Source organism: Microbacterium sp. HMH0099 (assembly GCF_049384025.1).
In the GTDB taxonomy this organism is placed as follows: Bacteria; Actinomycetota; Actinomycetes; order Actinomycetales; family Microbacteriaceae; genus Microbacterium.
The window spans coordinates 254678-274100 of sequence record NZ_JBMRJR010000004.1 but is presented as its reverse complement, the minus strand read 5'-3'; the positions used below and the strand labels follow the sequence as shown (position 1 = coordinate 274100).

General features: G+C 73.4%; 15 protein-coding genes. 8 read left to right on the top strand and 7 right to left on the bottom strand.

Going from position 1 to position 19423, the window contains the following annotated elements; genetic code table 11:
- From ACO03V_RS11355 to ACO03V_RS11335, 5 genes are read right to left on the bottom strand one after another with little or no spacing between them, the layout of a single operon-like run.
- The gene (locus ACO03V_RS11355; RefSeq protein WP_367729914.1) at positions 1-1302 is read right to left on the bottom strand and encodes a DUF58 domain-containing protein; all 1302 of its coding nucleotides are present in this window, start codon (positions 1300-1302) and stop codon (positions 1-3) included.
- On the bottom strand, positions 1302-2294 hold the full coding sequence (locus ACO03V_RS11350) for an AAA family ATPase (protein WP_423137659.1): 993 nt from the start codon (positions 2292-2294) through the stop codon (positions 1302-1304). Before ACO03V_RS11350 ends, ACO03V_RS11355 begins: the two co-directional genes overlap by 1 nt.
- Positions 2291-3472: a DUF4350 domain-containing protein gene (locus tag ACO03V_RS11345; RefSeq protein ID WP_423137658.1), complete on the bottom strand. Its 1182-nt coding sequence runs from the start codon at positions 3470-3472 to the stop codon at positions 2291-2293. The genes ACO03V_RS11350 and ACO03V_RS11345 overlap by 4 nt, the downstream gene beginning before the upstream one ends.
- Complete coding sequence (locus ACO03V_RS11340; protein ID WP_423137657.1) at positions 3469-4140, bottom strand: DUF4129 domain-containing protein; 672 nt, start codon at positions 4138-4140, stop codon at positions 3469-3471. Before ACO03V_RS11340 ends, ACO03V_RS11345 begins: the two co-directional genes overlap by 4 nt.
- Entirely contained in the window at positions 4137-5522 is a 1386-nt protein-coding gene (locus ACO03V_RS11335) for a glycerophosphoryl diester phosphodiesterase membrane domain-containing protein (RefSeq protein ID WP_423137656.1), read from the bottom strand. The genes ACO03V_RS11340 and ACO03V_RS11335 overlap by 4 nt, the downstream gene beginning before the upstream one ends.
- 160 nt (positions 5523-5682) lie before the next feature.
- Between ACO03V_RS11335 and mtrA the strand changes: the two genes are divergently transcribed.
- The 5 genes from mtrA to hpf all read left to right on the top strand — a co-directional run bounded on the left by mtrA (position 5683) and on the right by hpf (position 11257).
- On the top strand, positions 5683-6363 hold the full coding sequence (gene mtrA / locus ACO03V_RS11330; RefSeq protein ID WP_367729919.1) for an MtrAB system response regulator MtrA: 681 nt from the start codon (positions 5683-5685) through the stop codon (positions 6361-6363).
- A gap of 7 nt (positions 6364-6370) precedes the next feature.
- The gene (mtrB, locus tag ACO03V_RS11325) at positions 6371-8062 is read left to right on the top strand and encodes an MtrAB system histidine kinase MtrB (RefSeq protein WP_423137655.1); all 1692 of its coding nucleotides are present in this window, start codon (positions 6371-6373) and stop codon (positions 8060-8062) included.
- Positions 8059-9717 (top strand): LpqB family beta-propeller domain-containing protein, encoded by a 1659-nt coding sequence (locus tag ACO03V_RS11320; RefSeq protein ID WP_423137654.1) that lies wholly within the window; start codon positions 8059-8061, stop codon positions 9715-9717. Before mtrB ends, ACO03V_RS11320 begins: the two co-directional genes overlap by 4 nt.
- A gap of 93 nt (positions 9718-9810) precedes the next feature.
- On the top strand, positions 9811-10503 hold the full coding sequence (locus tag ACO03V_RS11315; RefSeq protein WP_423137653.1) for a ComF family protein: 693 nt from the start codon (positions 9811-9813) through the stop codon (positions 10501-10503).
- 91 nt (positions 10504-10594) lie between these two features.
- Entirely contained in the window at positions 10595-11257 is a 663-nt protein-coding gene (gene hpf / locus ACO03V_RS11310; RefSeq protein WP_387055821.1) for a ribosome hibernation-promoting factor, HPF/YfiA family, read from the top strand.
- A gap of 182 nt (positions 11258-11439) precedes the next feature.
- On the opposite strand, the gene ACO03V_RS11305 is transcribed toward hpf, so the two are convergent.
- Complete coding sequence (locus ACO03V_RS11305) at positions 11440-12759, bottom strand: hypothetical protein (protein WP_423137652.1); 1320 nt, start codon at positions 12757-12759, stop codon at positions 11440-11442.
- A 185-nt stretch (positions 12760-12944) separates the two neighbouring features.
- Between ACO03V_RS11305 and secA the strand changes: the two genes are divergently transcribed.
- Both secA and ACO03V_RS11295 read left to right on the top strand, forming a co-directional pair.
- Entirely contained in the window at positions 12945-15755 is a 2811-nt protein-coding gene (secA, locus tag ACO03V_RS11300) for a preprotein translocase subunit SecA (protein WP_423137651.1), read from the top strand.
- Positions 15756-15911: 156 nt separating this feature from the next.
- The gene (locus ACO03V_RS11295; RefSeq protein ID WP_423137650.1) at positions 15912-17138 is read left to right on the top strand and encodes a pyridoxal phosphate-dependent aminotransferase; all 1227 of its coding nucleotides are present in this window, start codon (positions 15912-15914) and stop codon (positions 17136-17138) included.
- 36 nt (positions 17139-17174) lie between these two features.
- Here ACO03V_RS11295 and ACO03V_RS11290 read toward each other — a convergent pair whose 3' ends face one another.
- A complete protein-coding gene (locus tag ACO03V_RS11290; protein WP_423137649.1) occupies positions 17175-17621 on the bottom strand; it encodes an Rv3235 family protein in 447 nt (148 codons plus the stop codon).
- Between the two features lie 258 nt (positions 17622-17879).
- Between ACO03V_RS11290 and ACO03V_RS11285 the strand changes: the two genes are divergently transcribed.
- The gene (locus tag ACO03V_RS11285; protein WP_367729928.1) at positions 17880-19376 is read left to right on the top strand and encodes a sensor histidine kinase; all 1497 of its coding nucleotides are present in this window, start codon (positions 17880-17882) and stop codon (positions 19374-19376) included.
- Positions 19377-19423 lie beyond the last annotated feature (47 nt).

The window sequence follows — 19423 nt, the reverse complement described above, 5'->3', positions numbered from 1 at the left end:
TCAGAGCCGCCCGGCGGCCTTCAGGGCGAGGTACCGGTCGGCGACGAGCGGCGGAAGGTCCTCGGCCGACGCCGTCACCGCGTCGCCGCCCGCGCGCACAACGGCGTCGCGCACGCGCTCCGCGTCGTGCCGCGCGCGCTCGACCGCGGCGGCGGCGTACACGGCCTGCGCGTCCGTGCGGTCGGGCTCGTCGCCGGGGGAGTCGGTGGCCGTCGCCACGAGCAGGCGGGAGCGCCGGGCCACCGCGGGCAGCGCGGCGAGGAAGCCGCGCGCCGCCTCGGGATCATCGTGCGCGGTGAGCAGCACCACGAGCGACGGGCGGACCGCGAGCCCCCGCACCTGCGCGAGGGCGGCATCCCAGTCCGTGTCGATGAGCTGCGGCTCCACCGGAGCCATGGCGTCGACGAGCGCCGGCAGGAGCTGCGCGCCGTCCACGCGGGTGACGCGGGCGCGGGCGATCCGGTCGAACATCACGAGGTGCACGTGGTCGCCGGCGCGCGTCGCGAGCGCGGACAGCAGGAGGGTCGCCTCCAGGGCGGCATCCAGTCGCGCCCCGTCGCCGACGCGGGCCGCGGAGGTGCGCCCGGTGTCGATGACGACGACCACGTGCCGGTCGCGCTCGGGACGCCACGTGCGGAGCATGGTCGTGCCCGCCCGTGCGGTGGCGCGCCAGTCGATCGAGCGGACGTCGTCGCCGCGGACGTACTCCCGCAGGCTGTCGAACTCGGTGCCCTGCCCGCGCACCTGCAGGCTCGTGTTGCCGTCGAGCTCGCGCAGTCGGGCGACGCGCGAGGCGAGGTGCCGACGCGAGGTGAACGGCGGCAGCACGCGCAGACGGGCGGGCGCGTCGACACGGGCCTGGCGCCCGGCGAGGCGGAGCGGGCCGGCCGCGCGGATGACGACGAAGTCGCTGCGCAGCTCGCCACGTCGGCGGGGGCGCAGCGGCAGCGGGGCGCCCCGGCGCTCGCCGGGCGGGACCGTCATCCGCAGGCGCGCCGCGGGCGCGCCGGCCGTGGGCTGCCACGCGTCCCGGATCACCGCGCGGAGGGTCCGGCGGCCGAGGTTGCGCACCCGGAGCTCGCCGGCGACGGCCTCGTCGCGCAGCACCCGTTCCGGCAGGCGCCGGGTGACCTCGACGGCGCGGGCATCGGCGGCGGCGACGACGTCGAACGCGGTCAACGCCGCGCAGAGGAGCACCCACGCGCCGACGAACGCCCACGGCGGCACCCCCGCCGCGCTGAGCAGCACCAGCGGCACCACCCCCGCGGCCAGGAGCAGCGCCAGACGACCCGTGACGAACATCAGAGCGGGACGCGGGTCTGCTGCAGGACCGAGGTCAGGATGGCATCCACCGAGACCCCCTCGATCTCGGCCTCGGGACGCAGCCGGATGCGGTGGCGCCATGCCGGCACGACCATCGTCTGCACGTGGTCGGGGGTGATCGCGGGGTATCCGCCGAGCCACGCCCACGCCTTCGCGGCGGCGAGCAGCCCGGTCGACGCACGGGGGCTCACGCCCAGCTGCACCGACGGGCTCTGGCGGGTGGCGCGCGCGAGGTCCACCACGTAGCCGAGCACGTCGTCGGTCACGGCCACGGCGGCGGCCGCCCGCTGCGCGGCGAGGATGTCGTCGGCGCTCACGACGGCCGCGATGCCGGCGGCGTCGAGGCGGCGCGGGTCGAAGCCGCCGGCGTGGCGGCGCAGCACGTCGACCTCGGCGTCGCGCCCGGGCAGGTCCACCGTGAGCTTGAGCAGGAAGCGGTCCAGCTGCGCCTCGGGCAGCGTGTACGTGCCCTCGTGCTCGACGGGGTTCTGCGTCGCGGCGACGAGGAACGGGTCCGGGAGGGGACGCGTCACGCCGTCGGACGACACCTGCCGCTCCTCCATCGCCTCGAGCAGCGCGGACTGCGTCTTGGGCGGGGTGCGGTTGATCTCGTCGGCGAGCAGCACGTGGGTGAAGACGGGACCCGCCCGGAACTCGAACTCGCCGGTGCGGGCGTCGTAGACGAGCGAGCCGGACACGTCGCCCGGCATGAGGTCGGGGGTGAACTGGATGCGGCGGGTGTCGAGGCCGAGCGCGCGGCTGAAGGAGCGCACGAGGAGGGTCTTGGCCACGCCCGGCACGCCCTCCAGCAGGACGTGGCCGCGCGACAGGAGCGCGATGAGCAGGCCGGTGATCGTCCCGTCCTGTCCCACGACGGCCTTGCCCACCTCGAGCCGCACCCGGTGCATGGCCTCGCGGAGCGCGGCGTCGTCGGCGGGAGCGGTGGGTGTCCCGGCGGTGGTGTCGGTCATCGGGCGTTCCTTTCCGTACGGAGGGCGGCGTGGACGCTGGCCTCCAGGTCTCGTAAGCGGTCGCTCGCGTGGACCAGCTCGCGATCGTTGCGGGGCTGGGTGTCGAGGAGGATGCCGCGGACGACCGCGCGGTCGGCTCCGAGGCGCTCGGCCACGGCGTCGACGACGCGCTCGGGCGGGGCGCTCGTCGCGAGTCCGAGCGAGCGGGCGAGGCGGGTGCGCGCGGCGCGGCGGAGCTCGGCGAGAGCGTGCGCGGCGTCCCCGGAGGCGGCGTAGAGACGGGCGCGGCCCTCGGTGGTCTCGCCCGCCCGCACCATGACCGGCAGACGCTCCTTCACGAGGGGGCCGAACCGCCGCCCGCGCCAGACGGCCGCCGCCGCGGTCGCCACGATGAGGAGGACGATCGCGGGTGTCACCCACGGCGGGGTCAGATCGCCGAGCGTGGGCGGCTCGCCGGTGGCGTCCGCGTCGGTCAGGGCGGGGACGTACCAGACCACCTCCGCGTTGCGGCCGAGCAGCCCGATCGCGAGGGCGGCGTTGCCGTCCGCGGCCAGCCGGTCGTTCGTCATCGTCGCGAGACCGTCGACGGCGGCCACGGTGCGACCGTCGTCCTTCTCGGCGACCAGCAGGCCGAACCCGTCGGCCTGCGGGTAGCAGGCGCGCACGCCGTCGCCCGGCAGCAGCAGCTCGCCCGTGCCGGCGGGCCCCGCGGCCCGCGCGACCGGCAGGTCGCACGACGGCGCCACCGCCTCCCCGTCCGTCACGCCGCCGAGCGAGGAGCCCGCGACGAGGGCGTCGAGCAGGCGCGACCGCGGTTCGATGAGGACGACGTCCCGCGCCGACGCGGTGAGTCCGTCGATCGCGTCGAGCGAGAGCATGGATGCCGCGGGCATGACGAGCGTGGCGTCGCCTCCGGCCAGGGCGGCCTGCGCCTCGTCGCGGCTCCGGGCGATCGTCACCTCGACGCCCTGCGCGCGCAGGACCTGGACCAGGGCGCGCGTCCCGTCCGTGCCGGCCGACTCGGGGTCGAGGGGCTGCCGTGCGCTCCACTCCTCGGGGAGCAGGCTCGCACCGACGAGCGCGAAGAGGACGAGGGCGACGACGAACGACGCCCATCCGAGCACCCTGCGCGACCGTCGCGGGGGAGCAGCGGCCGGCGCCGGCGCGAGGCCGGTCACGGGAGCGCTCCGGTGGCATCCGGGATCCGGGGGCGCGCGGCCACGGCGGCCGCGTCGAGGGCGGCGACCTGCTGGTAGCGCTCGGCGGTGCCCGGGCGTCGGAGGTAGCGGACGTCGTCGAAGACCGCGGCCCCCTCGCCGACGGCCGGGTCGAGGGCGGGGAGGGCGCGCGACGTCTCGCGTGCGAACGCCCGTGCCGTCGCGCCGGGCGCCGTCTCCACGATCCCGCGCTCGACGAGGCCGCGCGCGAGGGCACGGAAGCGGAGCACGATCGCGTCGTCCCACTCCTCGCGCGCCGCCGCGGCGGCGGCCTCGCGCCGGAGGTCATCGGCGCTCCGGCCGTCGTCCGCCGCGTCGAACAGCGCGTCGCCGACGCTGCGCGAACGCGCCGTCGCGCGGGGGACGCCCCAGACGAGGATGCCCACGACGACCGCCGCGGTCACCACGACGGCGAGGACGATGAGGGCGACTGAGCCGGAGCCGTCGGGCACCTCCGGCGAGAACAGGCGGGCGAAGAAGTCGGCGACGGCGCGCGAGGCGCGGTCGAAGAACGTCGGCTCCGCGGCGCGGTAGACGGGGTCGGCGAGCTCGCGCTTCGCCCAGTCGCGGGCCTCTTCGCCGTCGGGCAGCAGCGGCACCGCGGAGAGGGCGCGGTCGAGGACGATCACGACGCGCCGTCGCCGGGCGGAGCCCAGCGGGTGGCGGCGGGCGGGGCGGGCGCGGGCGGCGTCTCGGCGGACGGCGGGCCGGGCGCCGGGGGTGAGGCGGGCGCGACGGGCGAGCCGGACGGCGGCGGGAAGGCCGACGGCGGAGGAGCGGCGGGAGCGGCGGCGGGCGCCGTCGGGACGCCGGCGGGTCCCGTCGGCGGCGGGTAGGCCGGGGCGGCTGCGGGCGCGAAGGGCGTGGCAGCCGGAGCACCCGGCGCGAAGGGCGTCGCGGCCGGAGGGGAGGGGGCCATGGCGGCCGGCGGGTACGCGACGGGCGCGGCGGCCCCCGGCGACGGCCGGACCGGCGCGGTCCGGCCGATGCCCGCCCGGTAGGGGTCGGGGAGTCCCGTGCCGCCGGCGTCGCGGGCCTCGACGTAGGCGATGAGGTCCTGATCGAGCCCCTCGTGCCGCATCCGCGCGTCCACGTAGGTCAGTCCGGCCGCGGTGGCCTGGACCACCAGGGCGATGCACTGGACCAGCGTGACGAGGACCTGCCCGAGCAGCTGCGTCAGGAGGAGGGTGACGACGGCGGTGACGTTCGTCTCGCCGGACGGGGAGAGGATGCTCGAGACGATCCCCGACGCGAAGCCCAGCGGGACCGAGATCACCTGGCCGATCGCCCCGAAGGCGACGGTGATGATGACGATCACGCCGAGAGTGGGCCAGAAGCGCGTCCGCGTGAGTCGCCAGGAGCGGGCCACGGCACCGAAGACGCCGGCGCCCTCCAGGACGATCGCGGCCGGGACGAGGAACAGCTTGGCGGCCAGCCACAGCCCGAGCGGGATGAGCGCCAGCACGAGCGGGATGAGCAGCAGGAGGAACCCGGGCCCGACCACCGCCGCGCCGAGGAAGACGAGCGCGACGAGGCCGACGACGACCCCCACCGCCAGCACCGACAGCGCCGCCCAGCCGATGAGCCGCCAGGCCGACGGGCGCACGCGGCGCCAGACGGTCCGCAGCGGCGCCTTCTCGGCGACGACCGCGTGCGCGACCTCGGCCACCACGACCCCCTGGACGAGCGTCGTCAGCACGCCCGAGGCGATCGAGAGGACGATGCCGGTCAGGGCGGTGAGAGCGACGGAGCCGGCGAAGACCGCCTCGAACTCGTCGGTGTTCGCGCGGACCGTGTCCAGGCGCGAGAACGTCGCGAACGCGACCGCCGCGGTGCCGAGGATGGCGAGGATCGAGCCCGCGGCCTGCACGACCAGGGCGAAGCCCAGGAGCACGCGCGGGTTCTGCCGCAGGGCGGTGAACGAGCGGCCCAGGATCGTGCCGAACCCGTAGGGGTGCAGCGGGACGATGCCCGGACGGGATGCCGGGGTCCAGGCCGGGTACGCGGTCACGGCGTGCCTCCTCGTGCGTCGGCGGTCCGTTCATCGTGTCATACACGTCCGACGCCCTCGGCTGTCTCGTCGCCACGTCCGTTACTCTCGAAGGCGCGTGTATAAACCCGATACGCGTTCCCCGCTGCACGGCGGGTGAGACATGGAAGACGATGACCCGATGACTTCACGGATCCTGGTGGTCGACGACGACACCGCTCTGGCCGAGATGATCGGCATCGTGCTGCGCACGGAGGGGTTCGACACCATCTTCTGCGCGGACGGCTCGCAGGCCGTGGACGCGTGGCGCTCCGAGCGTCCCGACCTCATCCTCCTCGACCTCATGCTGCCCGGTGTGGACGGCATCGAGATCTGCACGCGCGTGCGCGCCGAGTCCGGCATCCCGATCATCATGCTCACCGCCCGCACCGACACCGCCGACGTCGTGAAGGGCCTGGAGTCCGGCGCGGATGACTACATGGTCAAGCCCTTCAACCCGAAGGAGCTCGTCGCCCGCATCCGCACGCGGCTGCGCCCCTCCCCGGCACCTGTCGACGAGACGCTGCGCATCGGCGACCTCGTCGTGGACGTCGCCGCGCACGAGGTCCGCCGGGGGGACGCGCCCATCGCGCTCACCCCGCTGGAGTTCGAGCTGCTCGTCGCCCTCGCCGAGAAGCCCCAGCAGGTGTTCTCCCGCGAGATGCTGCTCGAACAGGTGTGGGGCTACCACTACAAGGCGGACACGCGTCTGGTGAACGTCCACGTGCAGCGCCTCCGCGCCAAAATCGAGGCCGACCCCGACAACCCCCGGATCGTGACGACGGTGCGCGGGGTCGGCTACCGCGCCGGCGCGGTGGCCTGAGGCCGACATGTCCGCCGCCGTGCGCACCGTCGCGGTCCCGCGGTTCCGGCGTCGGCCGGACTGGCGGGCCTGGGCCGAGCGGCTGCGCACGCTCTGGCGCCGTTCGCTGCGGTTCCGCACGATCGTCGTCACGGTCGCCCTCACCGCGCTGACGATCCTCGTCACCTGCGTGGCCATGGCCCTCGTCATCCAGAACGAGCTGTTCTCGGCCCGCAAGGACCAGGTGCTGCTGGAGGCCCAGCGCGCGACCGTCTCCGCTCAGGCGACCCTGGATGCCGCCGTCGACTCGACCGATCCGGCGGCGGCGCAGACGCTGATGAACGGCATCGCGACGCGTCTGTCGCAGCAGTCCTCCAGCGACCTCATCGCGCTGTACCGCATTGGCCCGCCGTCCTCGCTGGCGCCGCAGCCGTTCATCTCGAGCGCGTTCGACGCGAGCATCCTGACCGACGCCCTGCGCGCGCAGGTGCAGGCCAACCCGGACACCCAGTGGTGGCAGTCGGTCCCCCTCGAGATCGACGGCGGCCGGACCGTCCCCGGCATCCTCGTCGGCCATCAGCTCCGTTTCCCCTCCGAGGACGGCAGCGACTCCTACGAGCTGTACATGGCGTACGACCTCGCCAGCGCGTCGCAGACCCTCGCCTTCGTCCAGGTCCTGCTGTGGGTGGTCGGACTCGTCCTCGTCGTCCTCATCGGCGCGATCGCCTGGGTGGTGCTGCGGTCGGTGACGACCCCGATCGCCGACGCCGCCGAGACCAGCGCCAAGCTGGCCGCGGGCGACCTCGGCGTGCGGCTCCCCGTCCGGGGCGAGGACGAGCTGGCCACGCTGAACCGCTCGTTCAACGCGATGGCGGACAGCATCGAGTCGCAGATCAAGGAGCTGGCCGATCTGTCGCTCGTGCAGCAGCGGTTCGTCTCCGACGTCTCCCACGAGCTGCGCACGCCGCTGACCACCATCCGCCTCGCCTCGGACATGCTGAACGACCAGCGCGCCGAGTTCGACCCCGTCACCGGCCGGGCCGCCGAGCTGCTGCACACGCAGGTGCAGCGGTTCGAGGTGCTGCTGACCGACCTGCTCGAGATCAGCCGTTACGACGCCGGCTCGGTGCAGCTGGAGCTCGAGGCGACGAGCCTCGCCCACCTTGCCGAGGACGTGATCGCCTCGATGGAGCAGCTCGCCGAGCAGCGGGGCTCCGACGTGCGCCTGGTGGCCCCGGGCGGCTACTCGCCCGTGGACATGGACGCCCGCCGCATCCGCCGCATCGCCCGCAACCTGCTCGGCAACGCCATCGAGCACGGGGAGGGGCGCCCGATCGTCGTCTCGGTGGACAGCGACCGGGATGCCGTGGCGCTCGGCGTCCGGGACTTCGGCATGGGCATGCGCGCGGAGGACGTCGAGCGCGTGTTCGACCGCTTCTGGCGCGCCGACCCGTCCCGGGTGCGGACCATCGGCGGGACCGGGCTCGGGCTCTCCATCGCCCTCGGCGACGCCCGCCTGCACCGGGGGACGCTCGCCGTCTGGTCCGAGCCCGGACGCGGGTCCAACTTCGTCCTCACCCTCCCGCGCGACGGCCGGGCCGTGGAGAGCTCGCCGCTGCCGCTCGTCCCCGAGGACGAGCAGGGCGGGGGTCCGCGCGAGGCGCTCGGACTCACGCAGCCCATCTCGCTCTCCCGAGACGCGATGCGGAGGACGCCGTGAAGCGCATCCTGTCGGCTCTCAGCCTGCTCCTCGTCCTCGCGCTCGCCGCGTGCACCGGCCTCCCGACCTCCGGATACGTCAACCCCGGACGCGGCCCGCAGAGCGAGGACGACGTGCAGGCGTTCTCGTTCGTCCCGGACAGCCCCCAGGACGGGGCGTCGCCGGCCGAGATCGTGCAGGGGTTCCTGCGCGCGGGCTCGGGTCCGGCCGACGACTGGCGCACCGCCAAGCTCTTCCTCGCCCCCGGGGCGTCGTGGGACCCGCGTGCGCAGGTGACCATCGACCGGCTGGCGGACCGCCGCGCGACGGCCTCGGCGGACGGCACCGCCGTGACGGTCGACCTCGCCACGGTCGCGCAGGTCGACAGCACGGGCGCCTACACGCCCGACATCAGCGGCACCACCGAGACGCTCGGCTTCGCCCTCGCGCTCGTCGACGACCAGTGGCGCATCACCCAGGCCCCCGACGGCGTCGTGCTGTACGAGGAGGTCTTCCCGGCCGTCTACCAGACGGCATCCATCGCCTACTTCGACCCGACGTGGACCTCGATCGTGCCCGATGTCCGCTGGTTCCCGCGGGAGTCGGTGGCCAGCCGCATCGCGACCGCGCTCGTCGACGGTCAGCCCAGCACCTGGCTCGCCGGCGCCGTCGAGAGCGCGTTCCCGGAGGAGCTGTCGCTCGTCGGACGGTCGGTGACCCTGTCGACCGGCGGCGTCGCGCAGATCCAGCTGCCGCGGGCCGCCCTGGCGCTGGACACCATGACGCTCGACCGCATGCAGACGCAGCTGGCGCGCAGCCTGGCCTCGGCCGGCATCGCCGAGGTGCAGATGACGGTCGAGGGCACCCCGGTGCCCGCCAGCGAGGTGTCGGTGCGCGGGCGCGTCGACCCGACCCCCGCCGTCCTGACCGAGGCGGGCGTGTTCGGCGCCCTGTCCGGCGAGGAGGTCACCCCCTTCGGCGACCTCTCGGAGGCGATCGAGGGACTGGATGCCGCCTCGATCGAGCTCGAGGCCGACCGGAGCCTCGCGGCGGTGCGCACCATCGGCGGCACGGTCGTCAGCGCCCTGCCGGACGGGCGCACCTTCCTCCTCGACGAGCGCCCGGGCCTCGTCGACCCCTCCATCGACACCGAGGGGGCGATCTGGAGCGTGCCGCGCTCGTCGCCGGGGGAGCTGCGGGCCTACACGTCCGACGGCAACCCCCAGGCCGTCGGCAACGCCTGGCCGGACGCCTCCGAGGTGACCGCGTTCCAGCTCGCCCGCGACGGCAGCCGCGTCGCGGCCATCGTCACCGTCGCCGGGGCGCGCGAGGTGTGGCTCGCCGGTATCGAGCGGGAGGCGGGGCAGATCACGCTCGGACCCCCGCATGTGCTGTCCTTCAGCGAGGCCGGGGCGTTCGACATCGCCTGGCTCGACGACACGACCGTCGGCGTGCTGGCGCAGGGCGACAGCGGCACGCGCCTGCGCGAGATCGGCGTCGGCGGACGGGGCACGGATGCCGTGGCGCCCGAGGGTGCACGCTCGGTGGCCGGCGGCAGCACGAGCATCCGCGTGCTGGATTCGGAGGGGCAGCTCTTCAGCCGCCGCGGCAGCTCCTGGACCCTCGTCGCGAGCGACATCCGGCTGCTCGCCGCGCAGCAGGGCACCGCGTCCTGATCCCTCCTCCCCAGGCATCGGTCCGGGGGATCCGTCCACGGATGCGTCTGCAGGGCGAGCGGGGAGAGGGATGCCACCGGCAGCCTGGTCCGCATGACCTCACTCTCGGATTCCCGGGCGGGCCGGTTCGCCGCCGCGCTGCGCGCGGCGGCGCAGGAGGCGCTGTCGTTCTGGCTTCCGATCGCGTGCGCGGGATGCGGGGCGCTGGACGTGGCGCTGTGCGCGGCGTGCCGCGCACAGCTCGCCGCCCGGCCGTCGACGCGCCGGCTGCCCGGGGGCGAGGCCGTGCTGTGCGCCCTGCCGTTCTCGGGCGTCGTGGCGCGCTGCGTCCGCGCGCTCAAGGAGGAGGGGCGGACCGGTCTCGCCCGTGACCTGGCCCCCGCGCTGGCCGCGGTCCTGACCGCCGTCCCGCCGACGGTGCTCGTGACCACCGTCCCGACGCGCGCCGCAGCGTTCCGGCGGCGCGGCTTCGTCGTCGTCGAGCTCCTCGTCCGACGGGCCGGGCGTCGTCCCGTCCGCGTCCTGCGCCTGCGGCGTGTCCCGCGCGATCAACGCGGCCTCGACCGGGAGGAGCGGCGTCGGAACCTCGCGGGCGCGGTCGTGGCGCGGGGGGTGCGCGGACGGGCGGTGGTCGTGGTCGACGACGTGGTGACCACCGGCGCGACCCTGGCCGAAGCCGTGCGGGCGCTCCGGGCGGCCGGCGCGGAGCCCGTCCGGGCGGTGGCGCTGGCGCACACGCCGTCGCGCAGGGGATCGGGAGGTGAACAGCAGATGATTCCCACGTGACACCCCGGTGCCGCGCCACTAGCGTGGGAGGGACTGAAGGCGACGGATGTTCCGCCCTCTCCGGGCGGAACCCGGAACAAGGAGGTCACGGATGGACACCAACATCGTCGGCGTGGGAGTCGGTATCACCGATCGTTTCCGCTCGGTGGTCGAAGAGAAGGTCGGTCGCATCGAGCATCTGGCGCCCCGCGCCACCGTCCTCGAGGTCAAGGTGACGCACCGTTCGTACCGCAACGGCCGGATGGAGGACGACACCGTCGAGCTCACCCTCGACGGCAAGGGCCCCGTCGTCCGCGCCGAGGCCACCGACGCGGACAAGTTCGCCGCGCTCGACCTGGCGGTCGACAAGATCTCCGAGCAGGTGCGGCGCGCGAAGGAGAAGCGCGTCGACGCCCGCAACCACCCCCGTGGCGCACGGTTCGAGAAGGGCACCGGCGAGCTGTCGGGCATTGACGTCGAGCCCGCCTCCGTCGATGTGCTGCGCGCGGTCGCGACCGGCGAGGTGCCCATCCAGTCGTCCGCCGAGGACGAGCAGGACTACTCCCCGGTCGTCATCCGCCAGAAGGAGTTCGACGCCGAGTGGATGACCGTCGAGGACGCCGTCGACCGCATGGAGCTGGTCGGCCACGACTTCTTCCTCTTCATCGACGCGCGCACCGATCACCCGAGCGTTGTGTACCGCCGCAAGGGATGGGACTACGGCGTCATCGCCCTCGGCACGCAGGCGCCTCCGGCCGCGCAGGCGGCGAGCTGACGCAGACCGTCACGACGGCCCCCGTCCTCCGGGACGGGGGCCGTCGTCGCTGTCGCCGGGCTCGCCGGATAGTGCCGGGCGTCATGGATGCCGCGGGGCGTCGCTCGCGTCACGGGGCGACGCGGGAGCCGTGGGGTGTGCGAGCGGGGCGCCGTCCGCCCCGCCGGAGAGAGGAGCGGGGCTCAGCCGTCGAACATGTCGCCGAGCAGCGAGCCGATGACGAGACCGCCGAGCATGCCGCCGACCATGTTGCCGCCGCCCATGCCGCCGCCGCGGGGGCGACCGCCCCAGCCGTTGCCGCCGTAGCCGCCGTCGTTCCACTCGTCGGGACGGCCCTGCTGGATGTCGTTCTGCGCGAGCTGCAGCGCCTCCGCGGCCAGGCCGCCGGCGCGGCGGGCGGTCGCCAGCACGGTCTCGCGGTCGTCCTCGGGGACCGGCCCCAGGGGGAGGCCCGACCGCAGGCGCTCGGCCTCGACGAAGCGGGTGCGGGCGTCGGCGCCGACCCAGCCGCGGTGGCCGGTGATCAGCCCGCGCGCGACCGCGATCTGCCGGTCCGCGTCGTCCACGGCGTGGTCGACCTGCTCCTGCGAGGGCACCGGCCGCGACGCGCGCTCACGAGCGGTGTCGAGGTCGGCGTTGGCCTGGCGCAGGGAGGACAGCGCCGCAAACGGGTCGGTGCGGGTGCCCGAGGCCGGCAGGGCGGCGAGCGCGCGCTCCAGGGCCGTCATGGCCTGGGCGACCGCGGGGGTCTGCGGGCCGCGGCGGGCCTCGACGAGGTCGCCGCGGGAGTCGTCGACGACGGCGGCGAGGGTGGACTCGGCGCGCAGGGCCTCGATCTCGAAGGTGTCGACGGCGTCCAGCAACGACTCGGCGCGGCGGACCGCCTCCGTCGCCGCCTCCAGCGCCACCGACGCCTGCTCGCGCTGGCCGGCCTCCCGGCGCCGCTCGGAGACGCCCGCGGTGTGCACGGCGAAGTCCAGCAGCTGGTCGATCTCCTCGGGGTTGCCGCCGATCTGCTGCATCGCCGAGTCGCTGTAGCGGTGGGCGAGACGCTCGACGACCGCTCGGGCGTGCGGGACGCGCGCCGCGAGCTGCTCGCGGTCGGCGCGGACGCGGGCGAGGATCTCGGGCGCGCGGCGGACCGCGTCGATCTTCGGCTGGAGGACGAGCGTGCGCTCCTCGAGGAGGTCCTCGGCCCACTCCGAGAGCTGGATGATGCGCGCGTTGCGGGTGCGCAGCTCTTCGCGGGTGTCGGGGATCTCGTCGTGGTTCAGCTGGTGCAGGTGGAAGGCCTCGGCCAGGTGCGTGCGCACCGAGTCCAGAGCGGCCTTGAGGTCCTCGACGGCCTTGTCGCCGAGCTCCGCCCGGGCGAAGTCGAGCTCGTCGGAGGTGAGGCGCACCCGCTCGTCCGCCGCGACGATCGCCAGCTCGGCGCGTCGTGCCAGGTCGGCATCCGCGGCATCCTGTTCTTCGCGCTTCCTCTTGCCCCAGAACCCAGCCATGGCACGATCCTAGGCCGCGTACCCGGCGGCGTCGCCGAGTGTTCGCTGCGGGCGCGAACGCCGGAATACCGAAACCCGCCCGCTCGCAGGTCACGAACGGGTAACACGACTAACATGGCCCCCGGTATGCCTGTGGGCATGCCGGCGTCTGTGTGGACGCGACACCCGACAGATGGAGATGCTTCGTGGCCAATCCGCTCGAGAAACTGCTGCGCGCCGGAGAGGGACGCATCCTGCGACGGCTGCAGGGCGTGGTCAAGGCGACCGGCGCCCTCGAAGAGGACTACGAGCAGCTGACCGACGAGGAGCTGCGCAACGAGACCGTCGAGCTGCGTGCGCGGTACGAGGCGGGCGAGACCCTCGACCAGCTGATGCCCGAGGCCTTCGCCGCCGTCCGCGAGGCGGGCAAGCGCACGCTCGGTCAGCGCCCCTACGACGTCCAGATCATGGGCGGCGCGGCCCTGCACCTCGGCAACATCGCCGAGATGAAGACCGGTGAGGGCAAGACGCTGACCGCGGCGCTGCCGGCGTACCTCAACGCCATCGCGGGCAAGGGCGTGCACGTCATCACGGTCAACGACTTCCTCGCGAGCTACCAGTCGGAGCTCATGGGCCGCGTCTACCGCGCGCTCGGCATGACCACCGGGACGGTCGTCGCGGGTCAGACCCCCGAGGTGCGCCGCGAGCAGTACGAGGCCGACATCACCTACGGGACGAACAACGAGTTCGGCTTCGACTACCTGCGCGACAACATGGCCTGGCGCAAGGAGGACCTCGTGCAGCGCGGGCACTTCTTCGCCATCGTCGACGAGGTCGACTCGATCCTCATCGACGAGGCGCGCACGCCGCTGATCATCTCGGGCCCGTCGTCGGGGGAGGCGAACCGCTGGTTCGCCGAGTTCGCCAAGCTCGCCCGCACGCTCGAGGCCGGCGTCGACTACGAGGTCGACGAGAAGAAGCGCACGATCGGCGTGCTCGAGCCCGGCATCGAGAAGGTCGAGGACTACCTCGGCATCGACAACCTCTACGAGTCCGCGAACACGCCGCTCATCTCGTTCCTCAACAACTCGATCAAGGCGCTGGCGCTGTTCAAGCGCGACACCGACTACGTCGTCATGAACGACGAGGTCATGATCGTCGACGAGCACACCGGCCGCATCCTGGTCGGTCGCCGGTACAACGAGGGCATCCACCAGGCCATCGAGGCCAAGGAGGGCGTGCCGGTCAAGGCGGAGAACCAGACGCTGGCGACCGTCACGCTGCAGAACTACTTCCGCCTGTACGACAAGCTCTCGGGCATGACCGGTACCGCCGAGACCGAGGCCGCCGAGTTCATGTCGACCTACAAGCTCGGCGTCGTCCCCATCCCGACCAACAAGCCGATGATCCGCAAGGACCAGGCCGACCTCGTCTACAAGAACGAGACCGCCAAGTTCGCCCAGGTCGTCGAGGACATCGCCGAGCGCCACGAGAAGGGCCAGCCTGTGCTGGTCGGCACGACGAGCGTCGAGAAGAGCGAGTACCTCTCCCGGCTGCTGGCCAAGAAGGGCATCCGCCACGAGGTCCTGAACGCCAAGAACCACGCCCGCGAGGCCGAGATCGTCGCGCGTGCCGGTCGCCTCGGCGCCGTCACCGTCGCGACCAACATGGCCGGTCGTGGAACGGACATCATGCTCGGCGGCAACGCGGAGTTCCTCGCCGTCTCGGAGATGAAGGCCAAGGGCCTCGACCCCGTCGAGACCCCGGACGCGTACGAGTCCGAGTGGGACTCCGTCTACCAGCAGACGCGCGACACCGTGGCCGAGGAGGCCGCGAAGGTCGTCGACGCCGGCGGTCTCTACGTGCTCGGCACCGAGCGCCACGAGTCGCGCCGCATCGACAACCAGCTGCGCGGTCGCTCGGGCCGTCAGGGCGACCCCGGCGAGAGCCGCTTCTACCTGTCGCTCACCGACGACCTCATGCGCCTGTTCCAGTCCGGCGCCGCGGAGGCCATCCTCGCCCGCACGAACTTCCCCGACGACGTCGCGATCGAGTCCGGGCTGGTCTCGCGCGCGATCAAGAGCGCCCAGTCCCAGGTCGAGGCCCGCAACGCCGAGATGCGCAAGAACGTGCTGAAGTACGACGACGTCCTCAACCGTCAGCGCGAGGCGATCTACGCCGACCGGCGCCACATGCTGCAGGGCGACGACATCGCCGACCGCGTGCAGCACTTCATCGAGGACGCGATCACCGCGGTCATCGACGACCACACCAGCAACGGGCACACCGAGTCCTGGGACTTCGACGCCCTGTGGACGGAGCTCAAGACCCTGTACCCGGTGGGAGTGACGATCGACGAGGTCGTCGCCGAGGCCGGCGGCAACCGCGGCCGCATCACGGCCGAGGGCCTGAAGCGCGAGATCATCTCGGACGCCCGCATCGCGTACCACAACCGCGAGGAGACGCTCGGGGAGCAGGCCGTCCGCGAGCTCGAGCGCCGCGTCGTCCTGCAGGTGCTCGACCGCCGCTGGCGCGACCACCTCTACGAGATGGACTACCTCAAGGACGGCATCGGCCTGCGCGCCATGGCCCAGCGCGACCCGCTCATCGAGTACCAGCGCGAGGGATACCAGATGTTCCAGTCGATGATGGGGCAGATCAAGGAGGAGTCGGTCGGCTACCTCTACAACCTCGAGGTCGAGGTGAAGAAGGTCGAGGGCGACAGCGCCGAGGTCGAGGCGAAGGGCCTGACCGCCGCTCCCGTCGAGGGGCAGCGTCTGCAGTACTCGGCGGCCAACGACGCCGGCGAGGTCGAGGTCCGCAACGACCGCGGACAGGTGCAGCAGGCCGCGACCAACCGCCTGCGTCAGGCGGCGGCGGCCTCGTCGTCCGCGCCGCCCGCCGAGGCCGCGGCCGCGACCGGCCCGCGCGGAGCGTTCGGTCAGCGCACCGAGGTGGCCGAGCCGGCCGCCGCGAACAACCGCGCGGAGCGTCGCACCACCGGCAAGAAGAAGTAAGCAGGGACCACGGATGCCGCGACGGGGGCCGGACGCCCCGGTCGCGGCATCCGTCGTCCGGGGGTCCGTCGCGGCCGGCGGAGGTCCCGTCGTCCGGAGGGCGGGCGGTCCACGGGGGGTCGATTGGCCGCTGTGGAGCGGGGATATCCTGAGGCGATGAGCCCGCTGCGCCCCCTCGACCAGTCATCGAAGCTGAAGGACGTCCTCTACGAGATCCGTGGAGAGGCCCTCGTGGAGGCCGACCGGCTCGAGGCCGAGGGGCACACGATCCTCAAGCTCAACACGGGCAACCCGGCGTCGTTCGGGTTCGAGGCGCCGCACCAGATCGTCCGCGACATGATCGCGTCCATCCCGCGCGCCCACGGGTACAGCGACAGCCGTGGCATCATGTCCGCGCGTCGCGCCGTCGTCTCGCGCTACGAGGAGACCCCCGGTTTCCCGCACCTGGATCCCGACCACGTCTACCTCGGCAACGGCGTCTCCGAGCTGATCACGATGACCATGCAGGCGCTGCTGGACGAGGGCGACGAGGTGCTCATCCCTGCCCCGGACTACCCGCTCTGGACCGCGATGACGAGCCTCGGCGGTGGAACCCCCGTGCACTACGTCTGCGACGAGACGAACGAGTGGCAGCCCGACCTCGAGGACATCCGCTCGAAGGTGACGCCGCGGACCAAGGCGATCGTCGTCATCAACCCGAACAACCCGACCGGGGCCGTCTACTCGCGGGCGGTCCTCGAGGGCATCGCGGCGATCGCACGCGAGAACTCGCTGCTGCTGCTGGCCGACGAGATCTACGACCGCATCCTGTTCGACGACGCGGAGCACATTCCCCTCGCGACGATCGCCCCCGACCTGCTGTGCCTGACCTTCAACGGCCTCTCCAAGACGTACCGCGTCGCCGGCTACCGGTCGGGCTGGCTCGCCATCACCGGCCCGAAGGAGCACGCCGAGGGCTTCCTCCACGGCATCAACCTCCTGGCCTCCACGCGCCTGTGCCCGAACGTCCCGGCGCAGTACGCGGTGCAGGCCGCGCTGTCGGGCGTGCAGTCGATCGACTCGCTCATCGCGCCGACGGGCCGGCTCCACGAGCAGCGCGACGCGGCGTGGGAGGGTCTCGAGGCCATCCCGGGCGTCTCGTGCGTGCGTCCTCGCGGCGCGCTCTACGCCTTCCCGCGGTTCGACCCCGAGGTGTACGAGATCCCCGACGACGCGAAGTTCGTGCACGACTTCCTCATCGCGGAGCACGTGCTCCTCGTGCAGGGGTCGGGCTTCAATTGGCCGTCGACGGACCACGTGCGCATCGTCACGCTGCCCGAGGCGCGTGTGCTCACGGACGCCATCGAGCGGCTGGGCAACTTCCTGTCCACCTGGCGTCCCTGACGCGACGGGCCGCCGTGGAGGGCGCGGCACGGCGGGTCACAGCAGCGCCGCGGCCGTGACGCGCCACCGTCGCTCGGTGGCCTCGAGGCGCAGGGCGACGGCCCGCGTGCGCGCCCGGGCGGCGACCACCGCGGCGGCCTCGACGACACCGTCGGCCGGCGACGACAGATGGACGCTGCGGATGCCGTAGTGGGGCCGCTGTGCGGGGGTGTTCCGGGCGCTCCGGGCCCGGGTGGCGAGTCCGGCGCGGGTCACGAGGGCGCGGTAGGCGTCCTGGCTGAACCACCGCGACATCTGCTCGGCCTCCCGCACGCCGGAGAGCACCTCCAGCAGGCCCCGGACGAGGGCGTGAACCAGCGGCAGCGGGTCGGGCAGCTCGCCGTGCCCGCTCGCCGCGTCGGGGTCGGCAGGGACGAGCGCCAGGGACGGCGGCTGCTCGGTGCGCGTCTCGGACGGCGACCGTCGTGCGGTGGTGTCAGGCATGGGAGCTCCCTCGATCGTGTGCCGACGGTGATCGGGGGGCGTCGTCGCGGCCAGTAGAGCACACCCGGGGCATGCACTCCCACGAGAACCGGGACCTGTGGAGAAGCCGGGGCAGGGGATTCACCGGTCGACGCCGCATCACATCACCCGTCAGCGGCGCCGACGTCACCCTTGCCGGACCCGTGCCTCACCCGTCGGCCCGTCGGCGCGACGACCCCCGCGGGCGGGGCCGGGTCGCCCGCAGAATAGGCTGGTCGCGTGTCGACACTCAGCGAACTCGTCTACGCCCAGGGCCGTTCCAGCGAAGAGGACGTGGAGTGGCTGCACCGCCTCGCCGGCGACGGGCAGCTGCTGGCCGACCTCGCCTTCGCCGACATCGTGATCTGGGTCCCGACCCCCGACGACTCGTTCGTCGCCGTCGCGCACACGCGGCCCGGGGGAGCGGCGACGCTGTTCTACCGGGACATCGTCGGCGACCGGGTGCGCCCGCAGTGGCGGACGCAGGTGCGCGAGGCGTTCCAGAGCGGGCGTATCGTCGACTCGGCCTCCCCGGACTGGTTCGAGGAGACGCCCACGCGCGTGCGGGCCGTCCCCATCGTGCGCACGCTCGCCCGCGACGGACGCGCAGAGGTCACGGTCGGCGTCCTCACGCGCCACACCAACCTGGGCGAGGCGCGCACCCCCTCCCGGCAGCAGATCACCTTCAACGACTGCGCCGACGACCTCTTCGGGATGATCGCGTCGGGCGAGTTCCCCGACCTCAAGGCCCCGACCTCCCCGCGGCGCGGCGCCCCGCGTGCGTCGGACGGCCTCATCCGCCTCGACGTGGACGGCATCACCACGTTCGCGAGCCCCAACGCCCTCTCGGCTTTCAACCGCATGGGCTTCGACGACGAGCTCGAGGGGGAGTCCCTGGCGGAGGTGACGTCCCGCATCCTGCCGGCCAAGCGCCGCGACGTGGACGAGTCGCTGCCGATCGTCGTGACCGGCCGCGCTCCCTGGCGCGCGGACATCGAGGCGCGCGGCGTCCAGGTGTCGCTGCGGACGATCCCGCTGCGCGACCGGGGCACCCGCATCGGCGCGATCGTGCTGAGCCGGGACGTGACGGAGATCCGTCATCAGGAGCAGGAGCTCATCACCAAGGACGCGACGATCCGCGAGATCCACCATCGCGTCAAGAACAACCTGCAGACCGTCGCGTCGCTGCTGCGCATCCAGGCGCGTCGCACGCACTCCGACGAGGCGCGGGACGCCCTGACCCAGGCCATGCGCCGCGTCTCCGCGATCGCGGTCGTGCACGACACGCTGTCGGAGGGCCTGGCGCAGAACGTCGACTTCGACGACGTCTTCGCGCGGGTGCTCAAGCTCGTCGCCGAGGTGGCCGCCGCACCGAACACCCGGGCGCGCACGCGCTCGACGGGACGCTTCGGGACGCTGCCGAGCGAGTACGCCACCCCGCTGGCTCTCGCGCTGACCGAGCTCGTCACCAACGCCGTCGAGCACGGCCTGGCCGGGCAGGAGGGCGACGTCGAGATCGCGGCGGAGCGCGGCGACGAGATGCTCGAGGTGCGCGTCCGCGACAGCGGCGTCGGTCTGCCCGAGGGGCAGGTCGGTCGGGGTCTCGGGACGCAGATCGTCCGCACCCTCATCCAGGGCGAGCTGGGCGGCACGATCGACTGGCACACCCTCATGGGCAACGGCACCGAGGTCACGATCGAGATCCCGCTGCGCTACATCGACCGCTCGGCGGGCTGACCCGCCCCGAATGCGAAGAACCCGCCCCTCGGGGGCGGGTTCTTCAG

Excerpts from the sequence above, each read along its gene's own strand:
- ACO03V_RS11355 (WP_367729914.1), bottom strand. The coding sequence starts at position 1,302 with ATGTTCGTCACGGGTCGTCTGGCGCTGCTCCTGGCCGCGGGGGTGGTG.
- ACO03V_RS11350 (WP_423137659.1), bottom strand. The coding sequence starts at position 2,294 with ATGACCGACACCACCGCCGGGACACCCACCGCTCCCGCCGACGACGCC.
- mtrA (WP_367729919.1), top strand. The coding sequence starts at position 5,683 with ATGACTTCACGGATCCTGGTGGTCGACGACGACACCGCTCTGGCCGAG.
- mtrB (WP_423137655.1), top strand. The coding sequence starts at position 6,371 with ATGTCCGCCGCCGTGCGCACCGTCGCGGTCCCGCGGTTCCGGCGTCGG.
- ACO03V_RS11315 (WP_423137653.1), top strand. The coding sequence starts at position 9,811 with ATGACCTCACTCTCGGATTCCCGGGCGGGCCGGTTCGCCGCCGCGCTG.
- hpf (WP_387055821.1), top strand. The coding sequence starts at position 10,595 with ATGGACACCAACATCGTCGGCGTGGGAGTCGGTATCACCGATCGTTTC.
- ACO03V_RS11305 (WP_423137652.1), bottom strand. The coding sequence starts at position 12,759 with ATGGCTGGGTTCTGGGGCAAGAGGAAGCGCGAAGAACAGGATGCCGCG.
- ACO03V_RS11295 (WP_423137650.1), top strand. The coding sequence starts at position 15,912 with ATGAGCCCGCTGCGCCCCCTCGACCAGTCATCGAAGCTGAAGGACGTC.
- ACO03V_RS11290 (WP_423137649.1), bottom strand. The coding sequence starts at position 17,621 with ATGCCTGACACCACCGCACGACGGTCGCCGTCCGAGACGCGCACCGAG.